The sequence below is a fragment of the Microbulbifer maximicatervae (SeqCode) genome (genome assembly GCF_052467815.1).
This window is the reverse complement of sequence record NZ_CP174326.1, coordinates 1,441,038-1,455,584: the sequence shown is the minus strand read 5'-3', so window position 1 is coordinate 1,455,584 and position 14,547 is coordinate 1,441,038. Positions and strand designations below refer to the sequence as shown.

Sequence of the window (14,547 nt, the reverse complement as noted above, 5' to 3'; positions counted from 1 at the left end):
TACATCCCATCACTTTTAGAAAAATATCAGTCGATGCAGTTAAGCCTTGCCTATTAACTTATCATTCAGGCGGCTAAACAACTTCACGATAAACTCCCTAAAAACCTTAAAACGCATAACATTGCGGTGCTCTGGGTTGGAGACTAGCCACAGTTCATGCAGGCTGGATGGAGCTGCCCCAGGGACCCGAACGACTCCTTCAGCACCATCTGCAAGAAAGCAGGGCAGCCTGGCCAGCCCCAGTCCACTCTTAACTGCCTCTAGCTGTATCAAACCGTGATTAATCTGGTGCTGATAAGGCATCTGTGGATAGGGCGTGTCTTTGGCCCAATTCAATGTGGCGTCATCGCCACTCCAGCCGAGCCAGTGGCCATCGTCAGGTACAGATTTCTCGATATACCCCGGAGAACCGTAACAGCAACTGGGTAGGTCGGCGAGCTTGCGAGCAACAAGTCGATCCGAAACATCGACGTCGCCTTTGGGGAGAATACGAAGTGCTATGTCGGCCTGGTGACTTTCCAAATCGAGAACGTGGCTAGTAACCAGTAGCTGTACGTTGATCTCTGGATACGCTCGTGAGAAGTCATTTAGGTAGGGGATAATTAAGTGCGATGCGACTACATCCGGCATAGTGATACGAACTTCCCCGGAGAGCTGGTTACTCCCCCCCCGTAAATGCTTCTGCGCGGCATTTAGATACTGCTCTGCCGATTGGGCGTAGTCGAGCATCGCTTTGCCATCCTCTGTCAGCTGATAGCCTTTGGAGCTGCGATAAAACAGCTTGGCCTGGAGCTTTTCCTCCAGGGCATCAATACGGCGAGAAACTGTGGAATGGCTGACTTTAAAGTCGTCAGCAACGCTGCGAGCGCTCTTACTCCTGGCTACCGCGATAAAGAACTGGATATCTCCCCAATCGATGGACTCTTTATGCAACACACTGTCCTATTTTGCTGTATTCCGTTGCATACAGTGTCCAGTTAATCTGTCTCCCGTCAATAGCACTCCCGTAGAGAAACCCAGGAGATCAGAGATGAAAGAAGCACAAGTAAACCGAGAAATCGCAATTAACCGCCCAATTGATGAGGTCTGGAAGGTCCTCGCCGTTGATTTTGATACAGCTTACGAGTGGATGACGTTAATCCCTCACTCCTTCGCTAAGGATGGAAAACCCGTTGAAAATGCGAGTGTAGAAGGCCGGGTTTGTGTGCTGACAAATAAGGGACCGTCGGGTCTTGTCGCAGATGAAACTATTACAAGGTTTGATGAGAAAAACTATGAACTGGATGTCTCGGTTGAAACCAAAAATACGCCACCGGGATTCCCCGTTAAAAAGAGTTTATCTCAATTTAAATTAAGCCCCTCTGTTGGTGGAGGCACAACAGTGAATTTCACTGCAAATATGGAGTTAAATGCTTTAGGAGGCGTGTTGAGTCCTGTGGTGAAGAAGATGACTGGCTCTCAATTTGAGCAAATGCTGAAGGACCTGAAAATATATATGGAAAAAGGAGGTCATCTTGCAAAAGGGGCAGTCGCCTAGCCTATCGCATGATAAGTAATTTAAGGACTCTTCTGGATTTACGCGGAAGTAAATTGAAGAGTCTCCTTTTTGAAAAAAATACAGCGAGTCGAGACTCGCCTATTTGTAATAGATTTTATTATTCGGTAAATACGTAAAAAGTATTTACTTTATAAACGGCTGGGATAGAGGGCCTTGTTAAAGAGATAGGCGAAGTACGCTAGTCCTCGCCGAGTAGTCCATTCTATTTTTCCAACAGCAATCCGCACTCCCGGTGCTCCTCACCTTTAGTTGGATCAAAATAAATATCGTTATCGGGAAGATCATTCTCGTAAACATACTCTTCCACATCGATTTCCTTCAGGTGGAACATCGGTGCCACTCGAATAGTTCCGTGGTTGCCCTGGGTGAAAATATCCAGGTTTTTGCGGTGCGAGTTCTGGTCGTGGCGGATACCGTTTAGCCATACATCCGGCTGCAATTCCTGCATAGCGCGGTTAAACGGCTCCAATTTAACGGTCCTGGAGAAGAAGTCATGCTCTGGGGTGTCCAGCTGCGGGATTCCCCCGTACACAGCGTTGTAGTGGGCCGCGGACATCTTCGGTGAGTAGGTGCGCAGGTTCAAATCGAGAGATTTGACCACGTTTTCGATATGGCGATAGGTTTCCGGGGTGTTATAGCCGTGATCCACCCAAATTACCGGGATATCCGGTTTGGCGCGGGTAACCAAGTGAAGAAAGGCTATTGCCAATGGGCGGAAATTAGTAAAAACCACCGGGTTCTGAGCGTGTTCCATGGTGAACTGCATAATTTCGCTTGGCTTGGCGCCAGCGAAACGAAGGTTCATGGACCCCAGATCCGCATCGTGATGGAAGGTGCGTTCTGGAATAGGCTGTAAAGTTTGGCTGGAAGCGTTGCGTCCCATAAAAATTCAGCGCTCAGGAAAATTATGATGGAGGCATGCTACCCGGTTCAAGAGTCGCGTAGAAACAATAAAAAGAAGTGATTCAAGAAGTTAAAGTTATAAGTAGCGGCTTTCTCACCTTCGATGTGCTAAGTGAAAGCTGCGTCATGTGACATCACGAGTATATGTTGACCGTATTCGGCCTCATAGTGGCGGTCACTTTCGACAAACCCATGCTTTTGGAGAAAGTAACGTGTGCGTAGGTTCTCTCTGAGGAGTTCAGCCTGGAGCCTAGGGAGCCCCCGACTCGCTTTTGATATCAATTGAGCACCTATGCCGCAGTTTGAAAATAGCGGGCTGACGCACAGGTAAGCCAGTCGATAATTCTTGGTAATAGTAATAAATGCTTCAGCCACAGCTGCGTGTCGATCAGTAAACACGATACAGCGTTTGGAGCCCTGGTGGTCCAGGCGGAATTGGTGGCTGCGGTCCAGCCAAAATTGACGTGGAAGAGAGGGGTGGGAGTGAGCCGCAGAGTGCAACCAGAGCTGCTCAAGTCGATCCAGATCTGTGTCTTTTACGGCTCGAAGCATAACAAGCACCATCCTGAACAATTGGGCAAATCCTAGTCAAAAAGGGCGCCACATCCCAAAAAACCCATTGTAAGAAGTGAGTACTTACATCAATTTGAAGGAAGAGCGGACTGAGCTGTGGATACAGTCCGCCGGGGATAGCATGAATTGAAGGTGGGACTAGCCCAGATGGACGAAATGCGCCTTTAAGTAATTGGTCTCAGGGATTGCTGGGTGGACTGGGTGGTCTGCGCCCTGGCCACCACTGGCCAGAATTGACGCCTTGCGCCCCAATCGGTGCGCGGCGCCACGCACACAGTCGAGAAGCTCATCGGATTGCAGATGCATAGAGCAGGAAGCGCTTACTAACAGCCCATCCTTCGCCAACAAACGCATTGCGAGTTCATTGATATGGCGATAGGCCGCCAAGCCGGCTTTATGATCTTTCCTCCGCTTAATAAAAGCCGGTGGGTCGAGCACAATCGCATCAAACCTCTCCCCCTCTGCGACCAACCCTTTGAGGACATCCAGTGCCTTACCCTGGATGGTTTTGAGCTTGTCGGCGAATCCATTGTGATCCGCATTGAGCAAACACCAGTCCAAGGCCTGCTGTGAGGCGTCTACGCACACTACCTCTGCCGCACCATTGGCCAGTGCCTGAATACCCCAACCGCCTGCGTAGGAAAACAGATCTAATACTCTTTTGCCGTTGACCCAGCGATTCAATAGCCTGCGGTTTTCCCGGTGGTCGTAAAACCAACCGGTTTTCTGCCCCTGGTGTACCGGGGCCAGAAGTGGAACGCTGTTCTCCTCGAACGGGACCATCTCGGGTACATCTCCAAAGGCCACAGTGTGTACCAGCGGCATATCTTCAACTGCGCGACCCTGATGGTCATTGCGCAGCAGGATGCCTTTGGGGTTAACCATCTCGACCAACTTATCCACAATCGTTTGTTGGTAGCGCTCCATTCCCCAATTGCTGACCTGGACTACTAAATAATCCCCAAACCTGTCCACTACCAAGCCCGGAAGCCAGTCAGAGTCACCGTATACCATCCGGTAGCTGGGATGGGAAAAGTACCGTTGGCGTTGCCCAAAAGCAGTTTGTATGCGCTCACAAACAGTATCCTTGGAAAAATCAATAGTTCGGCTGACTATTCGGCCACAAATTAGCTGGCTCGGATTTACAAAAGCAGTGCCAAGTAACTTGCCTTGGCTATCGTGGATTTGGCACTGGCTACCCGCATCAATTCCCTTCAGTGGGGAGCGCTTGGTATCCACCTCATTACTGTAAATCCACAAGTGGCCGCGCTTGAGTCGACGCTCTGCGCCTCGGTTTAGAATCAACTCCACCAAAAGGGAATCTCCGTCAATGGGTACAAAATTGGGGCCAATTGTGCGGACTCCAAGGTGAAGGTCAAGTCTGGATTCCAGTACCTAGGAGGTGTCTATCACTGGGCTTTGGTAAAGAATTTGTGCAAGCAAATGAAAATGAAGGATTTATCATGCTCAGAAATAGAACAGCCTATCTGCATAGATCATCGCTTGATACTGAGGGCGAATATCAATGAAATACACACAAACTCTTGAAGCTTAAAACGCCTACAGTCAGGAGAAGTGCCCTCAAAGTTTCTGTGAAGGGTGTCTAAAGTGACTGAAAATGGCAGAATTTAGCGCCAATACGTCATTCTTGTCACCCAAACACTGTGGAAAACTGCCGAGATGAATAAGCGCCAACAAACAAAAAGTGAAGTTAGAAAGGTCGCCATGGTGGTCTGCCCAGGGGCAACCAGCTTGGATATCACTGGCCCCTTGGAGGTCTTTGCTCTAGCGAATGATCAGCTTCGCTCACAAGGGCGCTTTACCAATGACTATTATGAAATCCAGCTTGTGGGGCTAGATTCGGGCCCAGTTAAAACATCAACTGGTATCAAACTCTACATTGACCAGGCCTTTGAAGATGTCAAAGATATCCACACACTGCTAGTTAGTGGTTTGCCTCCAGAGTCTTGCCTAGAGGCTTGCTCGAATAGCACATTTCTTAAATGGTTGGCCGGACAGCAGGCAAAAGTGGCTCGAATTGGGTCGATATGCAGCGGAGCCCTAATACTTGCCAGAGCTGGTGTCCTTAATGGCCGGCGGGCTACAACACACTGGGCGGATGTGCCGACACTGCAAACATTTCCTGAAATTGAAGTTGATCCAGATGCGATTTTTGTACGCGATGGTAATGTCTACACCTCTGCAGGTATCACAGCAGGAATAGATCTGGCTCTGTCCATGATTGAAGAAGATCATGGGCGGGGCTTGGCGCTTAATCTAGCGCGTATCCTTGTACTGTATCTAAAACGGGATGGTGGGCAGCAGCAGTTCAGTGTTCGTTTGGAGAATCAGATAAATAGCGATCGTTTTGCGGCTTTAATTGAGTGGATGTACCAAAATATAGAGCAACTAATCACTGTAGAAAGGCTGGCTCAAGAGGCGGCAATGAGTCCGCGAAATTTTGCTCGTACTTTTGTACGTGAACTTGGTGTGACACCCGCCCGCTTTCTTGAACAGATAAGAGTGGAAAGAGCATGTCAGTTGTTTTCTGAGCAAAATCAATCTCAGGAGAAGGTCGCAAAACTATGTGGTTTTCAATCCCAAGAGCAATTGAGAAGAGCCTTTAAAAAGCATAAGGGTATTTTGCCGAGTGAATATCGAAAGCGTTTTCACTAAAAATATAATTATTAATTACTTGCAGCCAATTGTTAATATTTAATTTGGGAGATTTATATTTAGCCTAGTTAAAAAGTAAATGATTCTTTAAATCTCTCCCAAACGGAATTTTTAATAATTGTTTATTGAAGGTTAGTTTTCAACTTTAGAGAAAATTTACTGAGTTGGAGGTAAACCTATGAATACCCTAATGGCGCTAGAGTTTATTAGTTTGCCAATGAAATACTTCTTTATGGAAAAATCTAAAAATAAATTTCGATATTGTTCACCGCATAGGAAGCATGGGAATAGAATAAAATTTGAGACCTAGGGCCGACCTAAAATCGTGTCGGAATTGGTCGTAAATGTGTCTCCTGCGACACTTTTAATTGTGTCAAGCTTGCTTTTAAATCGGGCAACAGACCTAAAGCTTAATTCGGAGGGGGTATGAGACGTAAGCTCATATTGATGAGCGTGGCCACACTTCTGTGTGGTTTTACTTATATGTTTTGGCCAGTTTATCAATTCTATGCCTGGTCACTAAATGCAGTGCCGTTAAGTCCATTGGGGTGGCAGGCTCTACCTACAAAAGCGCCGTCCACGCAAGAACTTTCCGATATTGGATTGCAGCTTGCCGCAGGGCAATCGCTTAAAGCAATTGAAGATCATCGTGAGAAAATCGGTGCTCCGGCAATTTCTGCGGCAGTATCTGCTTGTGGTGCAGTAGTTTGGGCAGGGGCCGCCGGCTGGGCCGATTTAGAAGAGCGAGTACCTGTTTCTACAGAGACTCGCTTTCGTATTGGTAGCACCTCTAAGGCTTTAACAGGAACCGCATTGGCGCGTTTGGTACAGAGGGGGGCTATTGATCTGGATAAATCTATCTCAAATTATTTGGAACCCTTACCAAACCCCGATTGGGCGTCAATGACCCCGCGCCAATTGGCCTCCCATATGTCTGGCTTGCCACATTATAAAAAGAACTCCGATTGGCTGGGGTTGTATCAAACTCTGGCACTGGATGTTCACTATGAGGATATGTATCGGGCTCTTGGAATTTTTGATGCTAGTGAATTACTTTTCGAACCGGGTACCGATTTTTATTACAGTACTTTGGGCACAGTTCTTCTGGGAGCCGTTTTGGCTGGTGCTGAGGACAAACCTTACCTGGAAGTGATGCATGATGAGGTATTTACGCTTAGCGGAATGAACAGCACAGAGGTATCGCCACTGAATGGTGATATAGAACGTAATATTGCTCGTTTCTACAAAAGTAATGGCTTGTCTGGCAGTGCCCTTCGCCTGCGGGAATGGCGTCCAGTGGATTTAAGTCATCGCCTGCCGGGGGGAGGCTTTATTTCCACACCCAGTGACTTGGTGAGACTGGGGGCTCAGTTCCTGAAAGCAGACTACTTGTCCCCAGGAGTCCGTGAGATATTTTGGGCGCCACAAAAATTGGCCAATGGTGAAGTGAATGAACAAAACTATGCCTTGGGTTGGCGGGTGACTGAAGTAGAAATCCCTGAGGTAGGATTAACAAAAGTGGCCAATCACGGCGGAGTTAGTCGTGGCAGTCAGAGTTGGTTAATGATATTACCGGAATATCAGCTTTCTGTTGCTGTGAATATCAATCGAAAGACAAAAGATTTTTGGGACTTTGGTCGAGTATCCCTAGACATAGCGAGCGCTTTTATTCATCAGCAGAATACACTCAATTGCGAATAAAAAACCGGCCAAACTCCGGCCGGTTTTGACTTTCACTTCTTACCATCAATTATTAGCGTGTGAGGCCTATTGAGTATTAATCATGACCTGAGTTTCGGAAAATTCTTTTTCTCCGTCACCATGAGCCAAAATACCAAGATGGCGGGTATTGGGAGTAATGTTCATCCACTCCAAAGAAACTACCCCAGTTCCGCCAATCTGTGCTTGAGCCGGCGCATCCACTGCGGTATTTCCATTGTCCCCGTTCAGATTAAAATTGAATAAGCTGAAATTGGTGGGGCCGGCGGATGTCGCATAATCGACAACAACGGCTGCATATTGACCGGGAGAGGGGTTAGCCAGGGAAACTGACTCTGCGGAAGTGGCGCTGCCGCTGGTACCGACTTCGGGATAGTTTGGCGCTGGGCCATAAACTTCCAGGTCCAGGTCGTCACTTCCGCTACCGTCGCCCACATCGGCATCATACATAGCGATATGCGCAAGCTCTGTTCCTTCAGGTATATCAAAGAAAATTACTTGAACATCGCCATCTTCAACAGTGGTTGTAGTGGCCTCACCCTCTGCCAGGCCAGTGACATTCACCTGGAAATCACCGTTGTAGCCGAAGCCCACATTGAGATCGAGGTTGCCATTGGTGCCGCTGCCAGTTAATTGCTGGGGTGCAGCTAGCGGAACAGGGCGAATAGCAATTGGGCTGCGCACGCTAATCTGAGACCCCACGGATTGCCAAGTGAGGTCGCCAAAAACCCAAGTATTCATTTCGGCGGACTCTGTGGCGGTGAAGGTTACTTCAAACTCAGCACTCTCCCCCTCCCTGAGGCGCAGAACTTTCGGATTGATATCTACATCGATACCGAGTGGTGCGTTGATGGATGCCCAATACCAACGCTGGCCGGGAGCGACGCTGGTAACCCGGCGTTTGATGGTCTGGCTGCCGAGCAGGTCAGCGACTCCCATAGAAGCGAGGTTCAGGTCGCTGGAATCGATAGAGTATCCCAAGGACGTCAACGCATCACAGGTTGCACTATCGACCAACTCGGGTTGGAGTTCAGCGCCGCAAAGGAAGGCGAGATAATCATTAAAGCCCGCGTCGTAAACCAGACCTGGCTTGAAGGCGTCACGGGGCACTATGGCACCGGCACCCATATCGAATGGTGTTGCATCCGCTAACCCGTAAGACTTACGCAAATCATTGCGCGCAGTCGTCATCAGTGCGGATTTGGCCATTGCCGGGCTCCAGTGCGGGTTAGCCTGCTTTAACAAGGCCATTACGCCGGCCACGTGCGGGCTCGCCATGGAAGTGCCACTCAGAGCCCCAAACAGTTCTCCTCCACTTAATACCGGAGAAATTCCCGCGATAATGCCAACCCCGGGGGCACTGATATCCGGTTTGATAATATCCGGCGCCCCACCGTTCTGGCCGCGGGATGAAAAGTTTGCGACGCGGTCTTCCCTGGCAATCAACTGAGACGGATCAATAACTCCGGAAACTCCGCCACTGGCTGCAAGAGTCTCGCCTTCGTAGAAAGAAATCATCATGCCGGGAATGCGAGTATCCGGGGCCGACATCGTGATCGGATTGATGCGGTCATCGGCAGTACCATCATTGTAAACTACGATAGCTACAGCGCCGGCATCGGCCGCATTATTATATTTATCAGTAAAGGAGCAACCTCCACGTCTCACCAGGGCAATACTGCCCTCCAAAGATTCGCTGTTAGTAACTTCAGTACAAGCTTCTAACGGCTCACTGAGAACAACCTCAGCAGATACTGCTCCAACCTCTTCAAGGCTTACTGTGCCATTGCCCTCACGCCCCTCGTAAATGCCGGAAACCGACTCTGGTGAGGATACTTGTAGGGCTAAGCCAAAGCTCTGGTCATCTTCAGAAGCGCCGACTGCGGTTATCCAAGGTATCCCTGAAGGGGTACCCATGGTCTCTGGGCCAGGCCCGTTATTTCCGGCAGATGTGGCGACAAAAACGCCGGCATCTGCAGCAAATAGGAATGCGATGTCATCGGCACCACTAAAAGTAGTACCAGAGCCACCGATCGAATAGTTGATTACGTCGACACCATCGGCTACGGCCTCATCAATAGCGGCCATTGAGTCGGCCGAAGAGCAACCGCTATCGTCCGGGTCAGGAGCATCCCAGCAAACTTTATACACTGCAATGCGGGCTCGCGGTGCCATTCCGGTAAGGGTTTTCCCGTCTGGAGTAGTAACGCCATAGTTACCGGCGGCCGTTGTGGCGGTATGAGTCCCATGCCCATCTGCATCTCTGGCTGAAAGGAATTCATAGTCCGCCAACTCTTTATTGGCCAGAAATGCATCGGAAAAAGACTTGGCTTTAATCAGCTTGTTGTTACAAGTAAATGCGGCATCATTGGGGTTTTGGTCGCTGTTACCGAATTCACAGCCTTCGCCTGTAAAGGACTCGGGAATTGAACCGTAAGGAACATGGGCTCCCAAGTTGCCTTGCAAGGGTGTCGCTATGTCGGCGACGCTTTCGTGCTCCGGGTGAATACCGGAGTCGATAATACCCACTACTATATTTTCGCCGGTAATGCCCCAGAGCCAGGGGCTGGGCATATCTGTGATACCGAGGAAATCCGCAGTGGAATCGGTATGGGGTTTTAATAGTTCATCTTCCCAAACCCCTTTGACGTCAGCGCGGCCGCGAAGTGCAGCTGCTTCTTTTTCACTCATTACCGCAGCGAAGCCATTAAATGCGGTGTCATATTCGTGAACTGTGCGCGCGTTGGGGATTGTGGATAGAACCTGCTCCCGCCGCGATCTAAGAAAGTCAGAGTAGTGTTGATAGCTACTGCTTTGAGGGTCGAGTTTGCCACGGTTGGCCGGTTTGGTAGCTGATAAGCCCGGGATGGTGCCGCTATAAGAGGTTAGAGGCTCACCATCAAGTTGAACAATATAGATTTTTTTTGTTTTTTCCTGACTCGGGGCAAACTTCTCCGCAGCTGAATCAGCAAGTACGCTGCTGGATAGCAATATACCTGCTGTCAGGGCAGAAAGAATTTTTCTTTTCATTGGAATATCCCTTTTGTTGTTTTGTGCAGGCGGCAACAAAAGGCTTAAAAGAGCTCTCCACCAGGGCAATACTCCATTTCCCTGGCAGAACCACTTAGAGCGTCACTCAAGCCTTGCCCATCCATGGCTTGGCACAACGTGCTGATACAACTATGGGCTCGCCCTCCCGCCAATCGCTTTTATAGGAATGTGTCGTGCAACTCAATAACTTGGCGGGCGGATAAACGTGTTGTGTCGAACACAGTGCACTAAGTTCGAAATATGGCGCACAATTAATCTTGCAGGGGTACCGGTGAGAGATTTACTGGGGGAGGAGATATTTTGAAAAGTGCGCCAAATCAGCGAAAACTGAGGTGGTGGTTAGGCGGGGATCCGGCTGCTCGATTAGGTGCTGTAAAGTCTGATCACCTGCACCGGTTTTTACCAGAACGGGTTTACACCCCTTCTCTAACGCCAGATAAAGATCTGCCAGCTTATCTCCAACCAAATAACAGTCGTGCAGGCTGGTATCAAATTCCGCTTCGATTGCATCTAGCAGACCCGCCAGGGGTTTGCGGCAGCGGCAATTATCTTCAGGGCCGTGGGGACAGTAGAAAATAGCGGCGATTTCGCCACCGGCATCTTCCACCTGAGTACGCATTTTAGCGTGCATTTCTTCCAGGTCATCCAGATCAAATTGGCCCAGCGCCAGGCCACTCTGGTTGGTGGCTATCACCAGTTGATGGCCGGCCTGACTGAGCGCTGCCAGTGCTTCAATACTGCCGGGCAGGGGCTGCCATTCGTCGGCGGATTTGACGAATTTATCGGGATTTTCGTTGATCACCCCGTCGCGGCCGAGAATGATAATTGCCATATTAGTATCTCCCTGATTTGCGAGGCGGGGGTTTAATGCCCCGCCTCTGCAAGTCATTACTTGGCAGGAACCAGTAGGGAAATATCGGCAACTTCGAGGAACAGTGCGCGCAGCTGGGCCAATAGGGCCAGGCGGTTGTTGCGCAGTTGCTCGTCGTCACTCATTACCATCACGTGGTCGAAGAAGCTGTCTACGGTTTCACGCAGGCCAGCCAGACCGGCGAGGCCCTCGGCGAAGAGCGCATCGCTATACAGGGGCTCGACTTCTGTGCGGGCAACCTGTACTGCGGCGAAGAGAGCCTTTTCCGCCTCTTCCTGCAACAGAGCTTCATCAACACTGCTGGGTACAGCACTGTCTAATTTGGCGAGGATATTGGAAACGCGTTTGTTGGCGGCGGCCAAAGCACCGGACTCCGGCAGCTGGCTAAACGCGTTGACCGCGTGCACGCGGTTGTCGATATCCAGCGGGCGCGACAGCTTGCGCGCGGCAACGGACATAAATACTTCGGTGGCGATACCCTGATCTTCGTAACGGGCGCGGAAGCGCTCCAGTACATACTGCAGAGTTTGCTCCACCACCTTGTCATATTCACCCAGGGCGGTGCGCGGGTAGTTGTCGCGGGCCAATTCCAGCAATTCGCGCAGGTCCAGGTCGAGACGCTTCTCTACGAGAATACGGATGATCCCCAGGCTGGCGCGGCGCAGGGCGAAGGGGTCGCGGGAGCCGCTGGGGGGTTGGCCTATGCCGAAGATGCCGACCAAAGTATCCAGGCGATCCGCCAGGGCGATTACAGTGCCGGTGTCGCTGGCGGGCAGCTCATCACCGGCAAACTTGGGCATATACTGCTCGTACATGGCCTTGGCCACATCCAACGGCTCGCCGTCATTTTCGGCGTAGTAGTAGCCGGCGATGCCCTGCATATCGGCAAACTCGAACACCATCTCGGTAACCAGGTCCGACTTGCACAGGCGGCCGGCGCGCTCGGCCCAGTCGCCGTTGCTTCCGGTTTTCTCAGCGATGGTGCGGGCGAGGGCGGCTACCCGTTCAGTCTTGTCGTAGACGCTACCCAGGTGCTGCTGGAACACGATTTGGCGCAGTTTCTCGCGGCGTGATTCCAGGCTGGTCTTTTTGTCGGTCTCAAAGAAGAAGGCGGCATCCGCCAGGCGCGGACGGATTACGCGCTCATTGCCGTGGATAACCTGGGCGGCATCCTGGCTCTCGATATTGGACACGGTGATAAAGAAAGGCAGCAATTGGCCATCTTCATCTACCACATGGAAATATTTCTGGTGCTCCTTCATGGAGGAGATCAGGGCTTCAGCGGGTACTTCTAGGAAGCGCTCTTCGAAGCGACCGGTGAGGGCTACAGGCCATTCAACCAGTGCAGTCACTTCGTCGAGCAGATCGTCATCGATGACCGCTTCACCATTGACGTTGTTGGCTTCGGCGATCACCTGGGCGCGAATGGCTTCGCGGCGCTCGGCGAAGTCAGCCATTACGTAGCCGGGTTCGCGCAGAACCTGTGCATAGTCGTGGGCGGAGTGGATCTCCAGCTCGCGATTGCAGTGGAAGCGATGACCGCGGCTGGTGTTACCGGCTTTTAAGCCGAGTACTTCACCGTTGACTACCTTGTTGCCAAACAGCATGACGAGCCAGTGCACCGGGCGCACGAACTCCTCGCGGCGCGCCCCCCAGCGCATACGCTTGGGAATTGGCAGTTGAGCCAATGCCTTCTCGACAATGCCCGCTAACAGGGATTCGGTTTCAGCGCCTTTCTGCTCGCTGATAAAGGCCAGGCGCTCGCCTTTGTCGGTCTCTTTGCGTCCCAGCTCTTCAACAGTTACGCCGTTGCTGCGGGCGAACCCCTCAGCGGCTTTACTGGGCTTACCCTCTTTATCGAAAGCGGCTTTGACAGCCGGGCCCAGCTTTTCAATTTGTTTGTCTTGCTGCTTATCTGCCAAACCGAATACTGCTACGGCCAGGCGACGGGGGGCTGCGTAGGCTTTAACTTCGCCAAAAGACAACTCGGCGCCTTTGAGGCCCTGGGTAATACCATCGGCGAAAGCGATCATTAATTTGTGTAACGCCTTGGGCGGCAGCTCTTCGGTGCCCAGCTCTACCAGAAAATCCTGAGCCATTACTGCTTCTCCTCTTGCTCGATGTCTTCCGCCAAAATATCTGCCCGCAGTGCTTCATCTGCCATGGGGAAGCCTAAGGCGCGGCGCGCATCGTAGTAAGCCTGTGCCACGGCGCGGGCCAGGGTTCGTACGCGCAGGATATAGCGCTGGCGCTCAGTCACTGAGATGGCGTGGCGCGCATCCAGAAGGTTGAAGGCGTGGGAGGCCTTCATAACTTGCTCGTAAGCGGGGAGCGGCAGGCCCAGCTCAATCAGGCGTGTGCTCTCGCGCTCGCAGTGATCGAAGGTCGCGAACAGGAACTCCACATCGGCGTGTTCAAAGTTGTAGTGGGACATTTCCACTTCGTTCTGATGGAAAACGTCGCCGTAGGTGACGGGGCTGCCATCCGGGTTGCGGGTCCACACTAAATCGTAGATAGACTCGACACCTTGCAGATACATGGCGATACGCTCAAGACCGTAGGTGATCTCGCCGGTAACTGGGTAGCACTCGAGGCCGCCAACCTGCTGGAAGTAGGTGAACTGGGTAACTTCCATACCATTCAGCCAAACTTCCCAGCCGAGGCCCCAGGCGCCCAGGGTTGGGGATTCCCAGTTGTCCTCAACAAAGCGAATATCGTGGACAGCGGGATCTACGCCCATGGCGCGAAGGCTATCGAGGTACAATTCCTGGATATTGTCCGGGGATGGTTTCATTACTACCTGGTATTGGTAGTAGTGCTGAAGGCGGTTGGGGTTCTCGCCGTAGCGGCCATCGGTAGGGCGGCGGCAGGGCTGTACATAGGCCGCATTCCAGTTTTCCGGGCCTATGGCACGGAGGAAGGTCGCTGGATGAAAGGTGCCGGCGCCCACTTCCATATCCAGAGGCTGTAGAATGACGCACCCTTGGCGCGCCCAATAATCCTGCAGGGCAAAAATGAGTCCCTGAAAGGTACTGAGATCGTATTGCTTGGACACCGCTATCTCCGGATCAGTATCTGCTGTGGGCAAAGGGACGCAATTATAGCGGCAGCGGCTCCTGTGCTTAAAGCGCTATAGCCGCTTCGGAGGTGTCAATGTTCATTCTCGAACTAGATAGCCGTCTCAAAATGGCTTTTG

11 protein-coding genes are annotated in these 14,547 nt (G+C 51.2%); 3 read left to right on the top strand and 8 right to left on the bottom strand.

The window, feature by feature from the left end:
• Positions 1 to 39: 39 nt before the first annotated feature.
• The gene (locus ACJJIW_RS06285; RefSeq protein ID WP_444936925.1) at positions 40 to 933 is read right to left on the bottom strand and encodes a LysR family transcriptional regulator; all 894 of its coding nucleotides are present in this window, start codon (positions 931 to 933) and stop codon (positions 40 to 42) included.
• A gap of 97 nt (positions 934 to 1,030) precedes the next feature.
• On the opposite strand from ACJJIW_RS06285, the gene ACJJIW_RS06280 reads away from it, so the two are divergent.
• Positions 1,031 to 1,537 carry an SRPBCC family protein gene (locus ACJJIW_RS06280; protein WP_444892433.1) on the top strand — a complete coding sequence of 169 codons (507 nt, stop codon included), beginning with the start codon at positions 1,031 to 1,033 and terminating at the stop codon, positions 1,535 to 1,537.
• A 223-nt stretch (positions 1,538 to 1,760) separates the two neighbouring features.
• On the opposite strand, the gene ACJJIW_RS06275 is transcribed toward ACJJIW_RS06280, so the two are convergent.
• The 3 genes from ACJJIW_RS06275 to ACJJIW_RS06265 form a co-directional block, all read right to left on the bottom strand.
• Positions 1,761 to 2,441 carry a phosphoadenosine phosphosulfate reductase domain-containing protein gene (locus ACJJIW_RS06275; protein ID WP_282930558.1) on the bottom strand — a complete coding sequence of 227 codons (681 nt, stop codon included), beginning with the start codon at positions 2,439 to 2,441 and terminating at the stop codon, positions 1,761 to 1,763.
• Positions 2,442 to 2,569: 128 nt separating this feature from the next.
• A complete protein-coding gene (locus ACJJIW_RS06270) occupies positions 2,570 to 3,013 on the bottom strand; it encodes a GNAT family N-acetyltransferase (protein WP_282930557.1) in 444 nt (147 codons plus the stop codon).
• Positions 3,014 to 3,172: 159 nt separating this feature from the next.
• Positions 3,173 to 4,348: a class I SAM-dependent rRNA methyltransferase gene (locus ACJJIW_RS06265; RefSeq protein ID WP_444936924.1), complete on the bottom strand. Its 1,176-nt coding sequence runs from the start codon at positions 4,346 to 4,348 to the stop codon at positions 3,173 to 3,175.
• Positions 4,349 to 4,714: 366 nt separating this feature from the next.
• Between ACJJIW_RS06265 and ACJJIW_RS06260 the strand changes: the two genes are divergently transcribed.
• A complete protein-coding gene (locus ACJJIW_RS06260) occupies positions 4,715 to 5,710 on the top strand; it encodes a GlxA family transcriptional regulator (protein ID WP_282930555.1) in 996 nt (331 codons plus the stop codon).
• A 426-nt stretch (positions 5,711 to 6,136) separates the two neighbouring features.
• On the top strand, positions 6,137 to 7,411 hold the full coding sequence (locus ACJJIW_RS06255) for a serine hydrolase domain-containing protein (RefSeq protein WP_282930554.1): 1,275 nt from the start codon (positions 6,137 to 6,139) through the stop codon (positions 7,409 to 7,411).
• Between the two features lie 66 nt (positions 7,412 to 7,477).
• On the opposite strand, the gene ACJJIW_RS06250 is transcribed toward ACJJIW_RS06255, so the two are convergent.
• The 4 genes from ACJJIW_RS06250 to glyQ all read right to left on the bottom strand — a co-directional run bounded on the left by ACJJIW_RS06250 (position 7,478) and on the right by glyQ (position 14,406).
• Entirely contained in the window at positions 7,478 to 10,459 is a 2,982-nt protein-coding gene (locus ACJJIW_RS06250; RefSeq protein WP_444936923.1) for a S8 family serine peptidase, read from the bottom strand.
• A 301-nt stretch (positions 10,460 to 10,760) separates the two neighbouring features.
• Positions 10,761 to 11,312 carry a D-glycero-beta-D-manno-heptose 1,7-bisphosphate 7-phosphatase gene (gmhB, locus tag ACJJIW_RS06245; protein ID WP_282930553.1) on the bottom strand — a complete coding sequence of 184 codons (552 nt, stop codon included), beginning with the start codon at positions 11,310 to 11,312 and terminating at the stop codon, positions 10,761 to 10,763.
• Positions 11,313 to 11,368: 56 nt separating this feature from the next.
• Positions 11,369 to 13,450, bottom strand: coding sequence for a glycine--tRNA ligase subunit beta (gene glyS, locus ACJJIW_RS06240; RefSeq protein WP_444936922.1), 2,082 nt, complete (start codon positions 13,448 to 13,450; stop codon positions 11,369 to 11,371).
• Complete coding sequence (glyQ, locus tag ACJJIW_RS06235) at positions 13,450 to 14,406, bottom strand: glycine--tRNA ligase subunit alpha (RefSeq protein WP_282930551.1); 957 nt, start codon at positions 14,404 to 14,406, stop codon at positions 13,450 to 13,452. Before glyQ ends, glyS begins: the two co-directional genes overlap by 1 nt.
• Between the last annotated feature and the right edge of the window lie 141 nt (positions 14,407 to 14,547).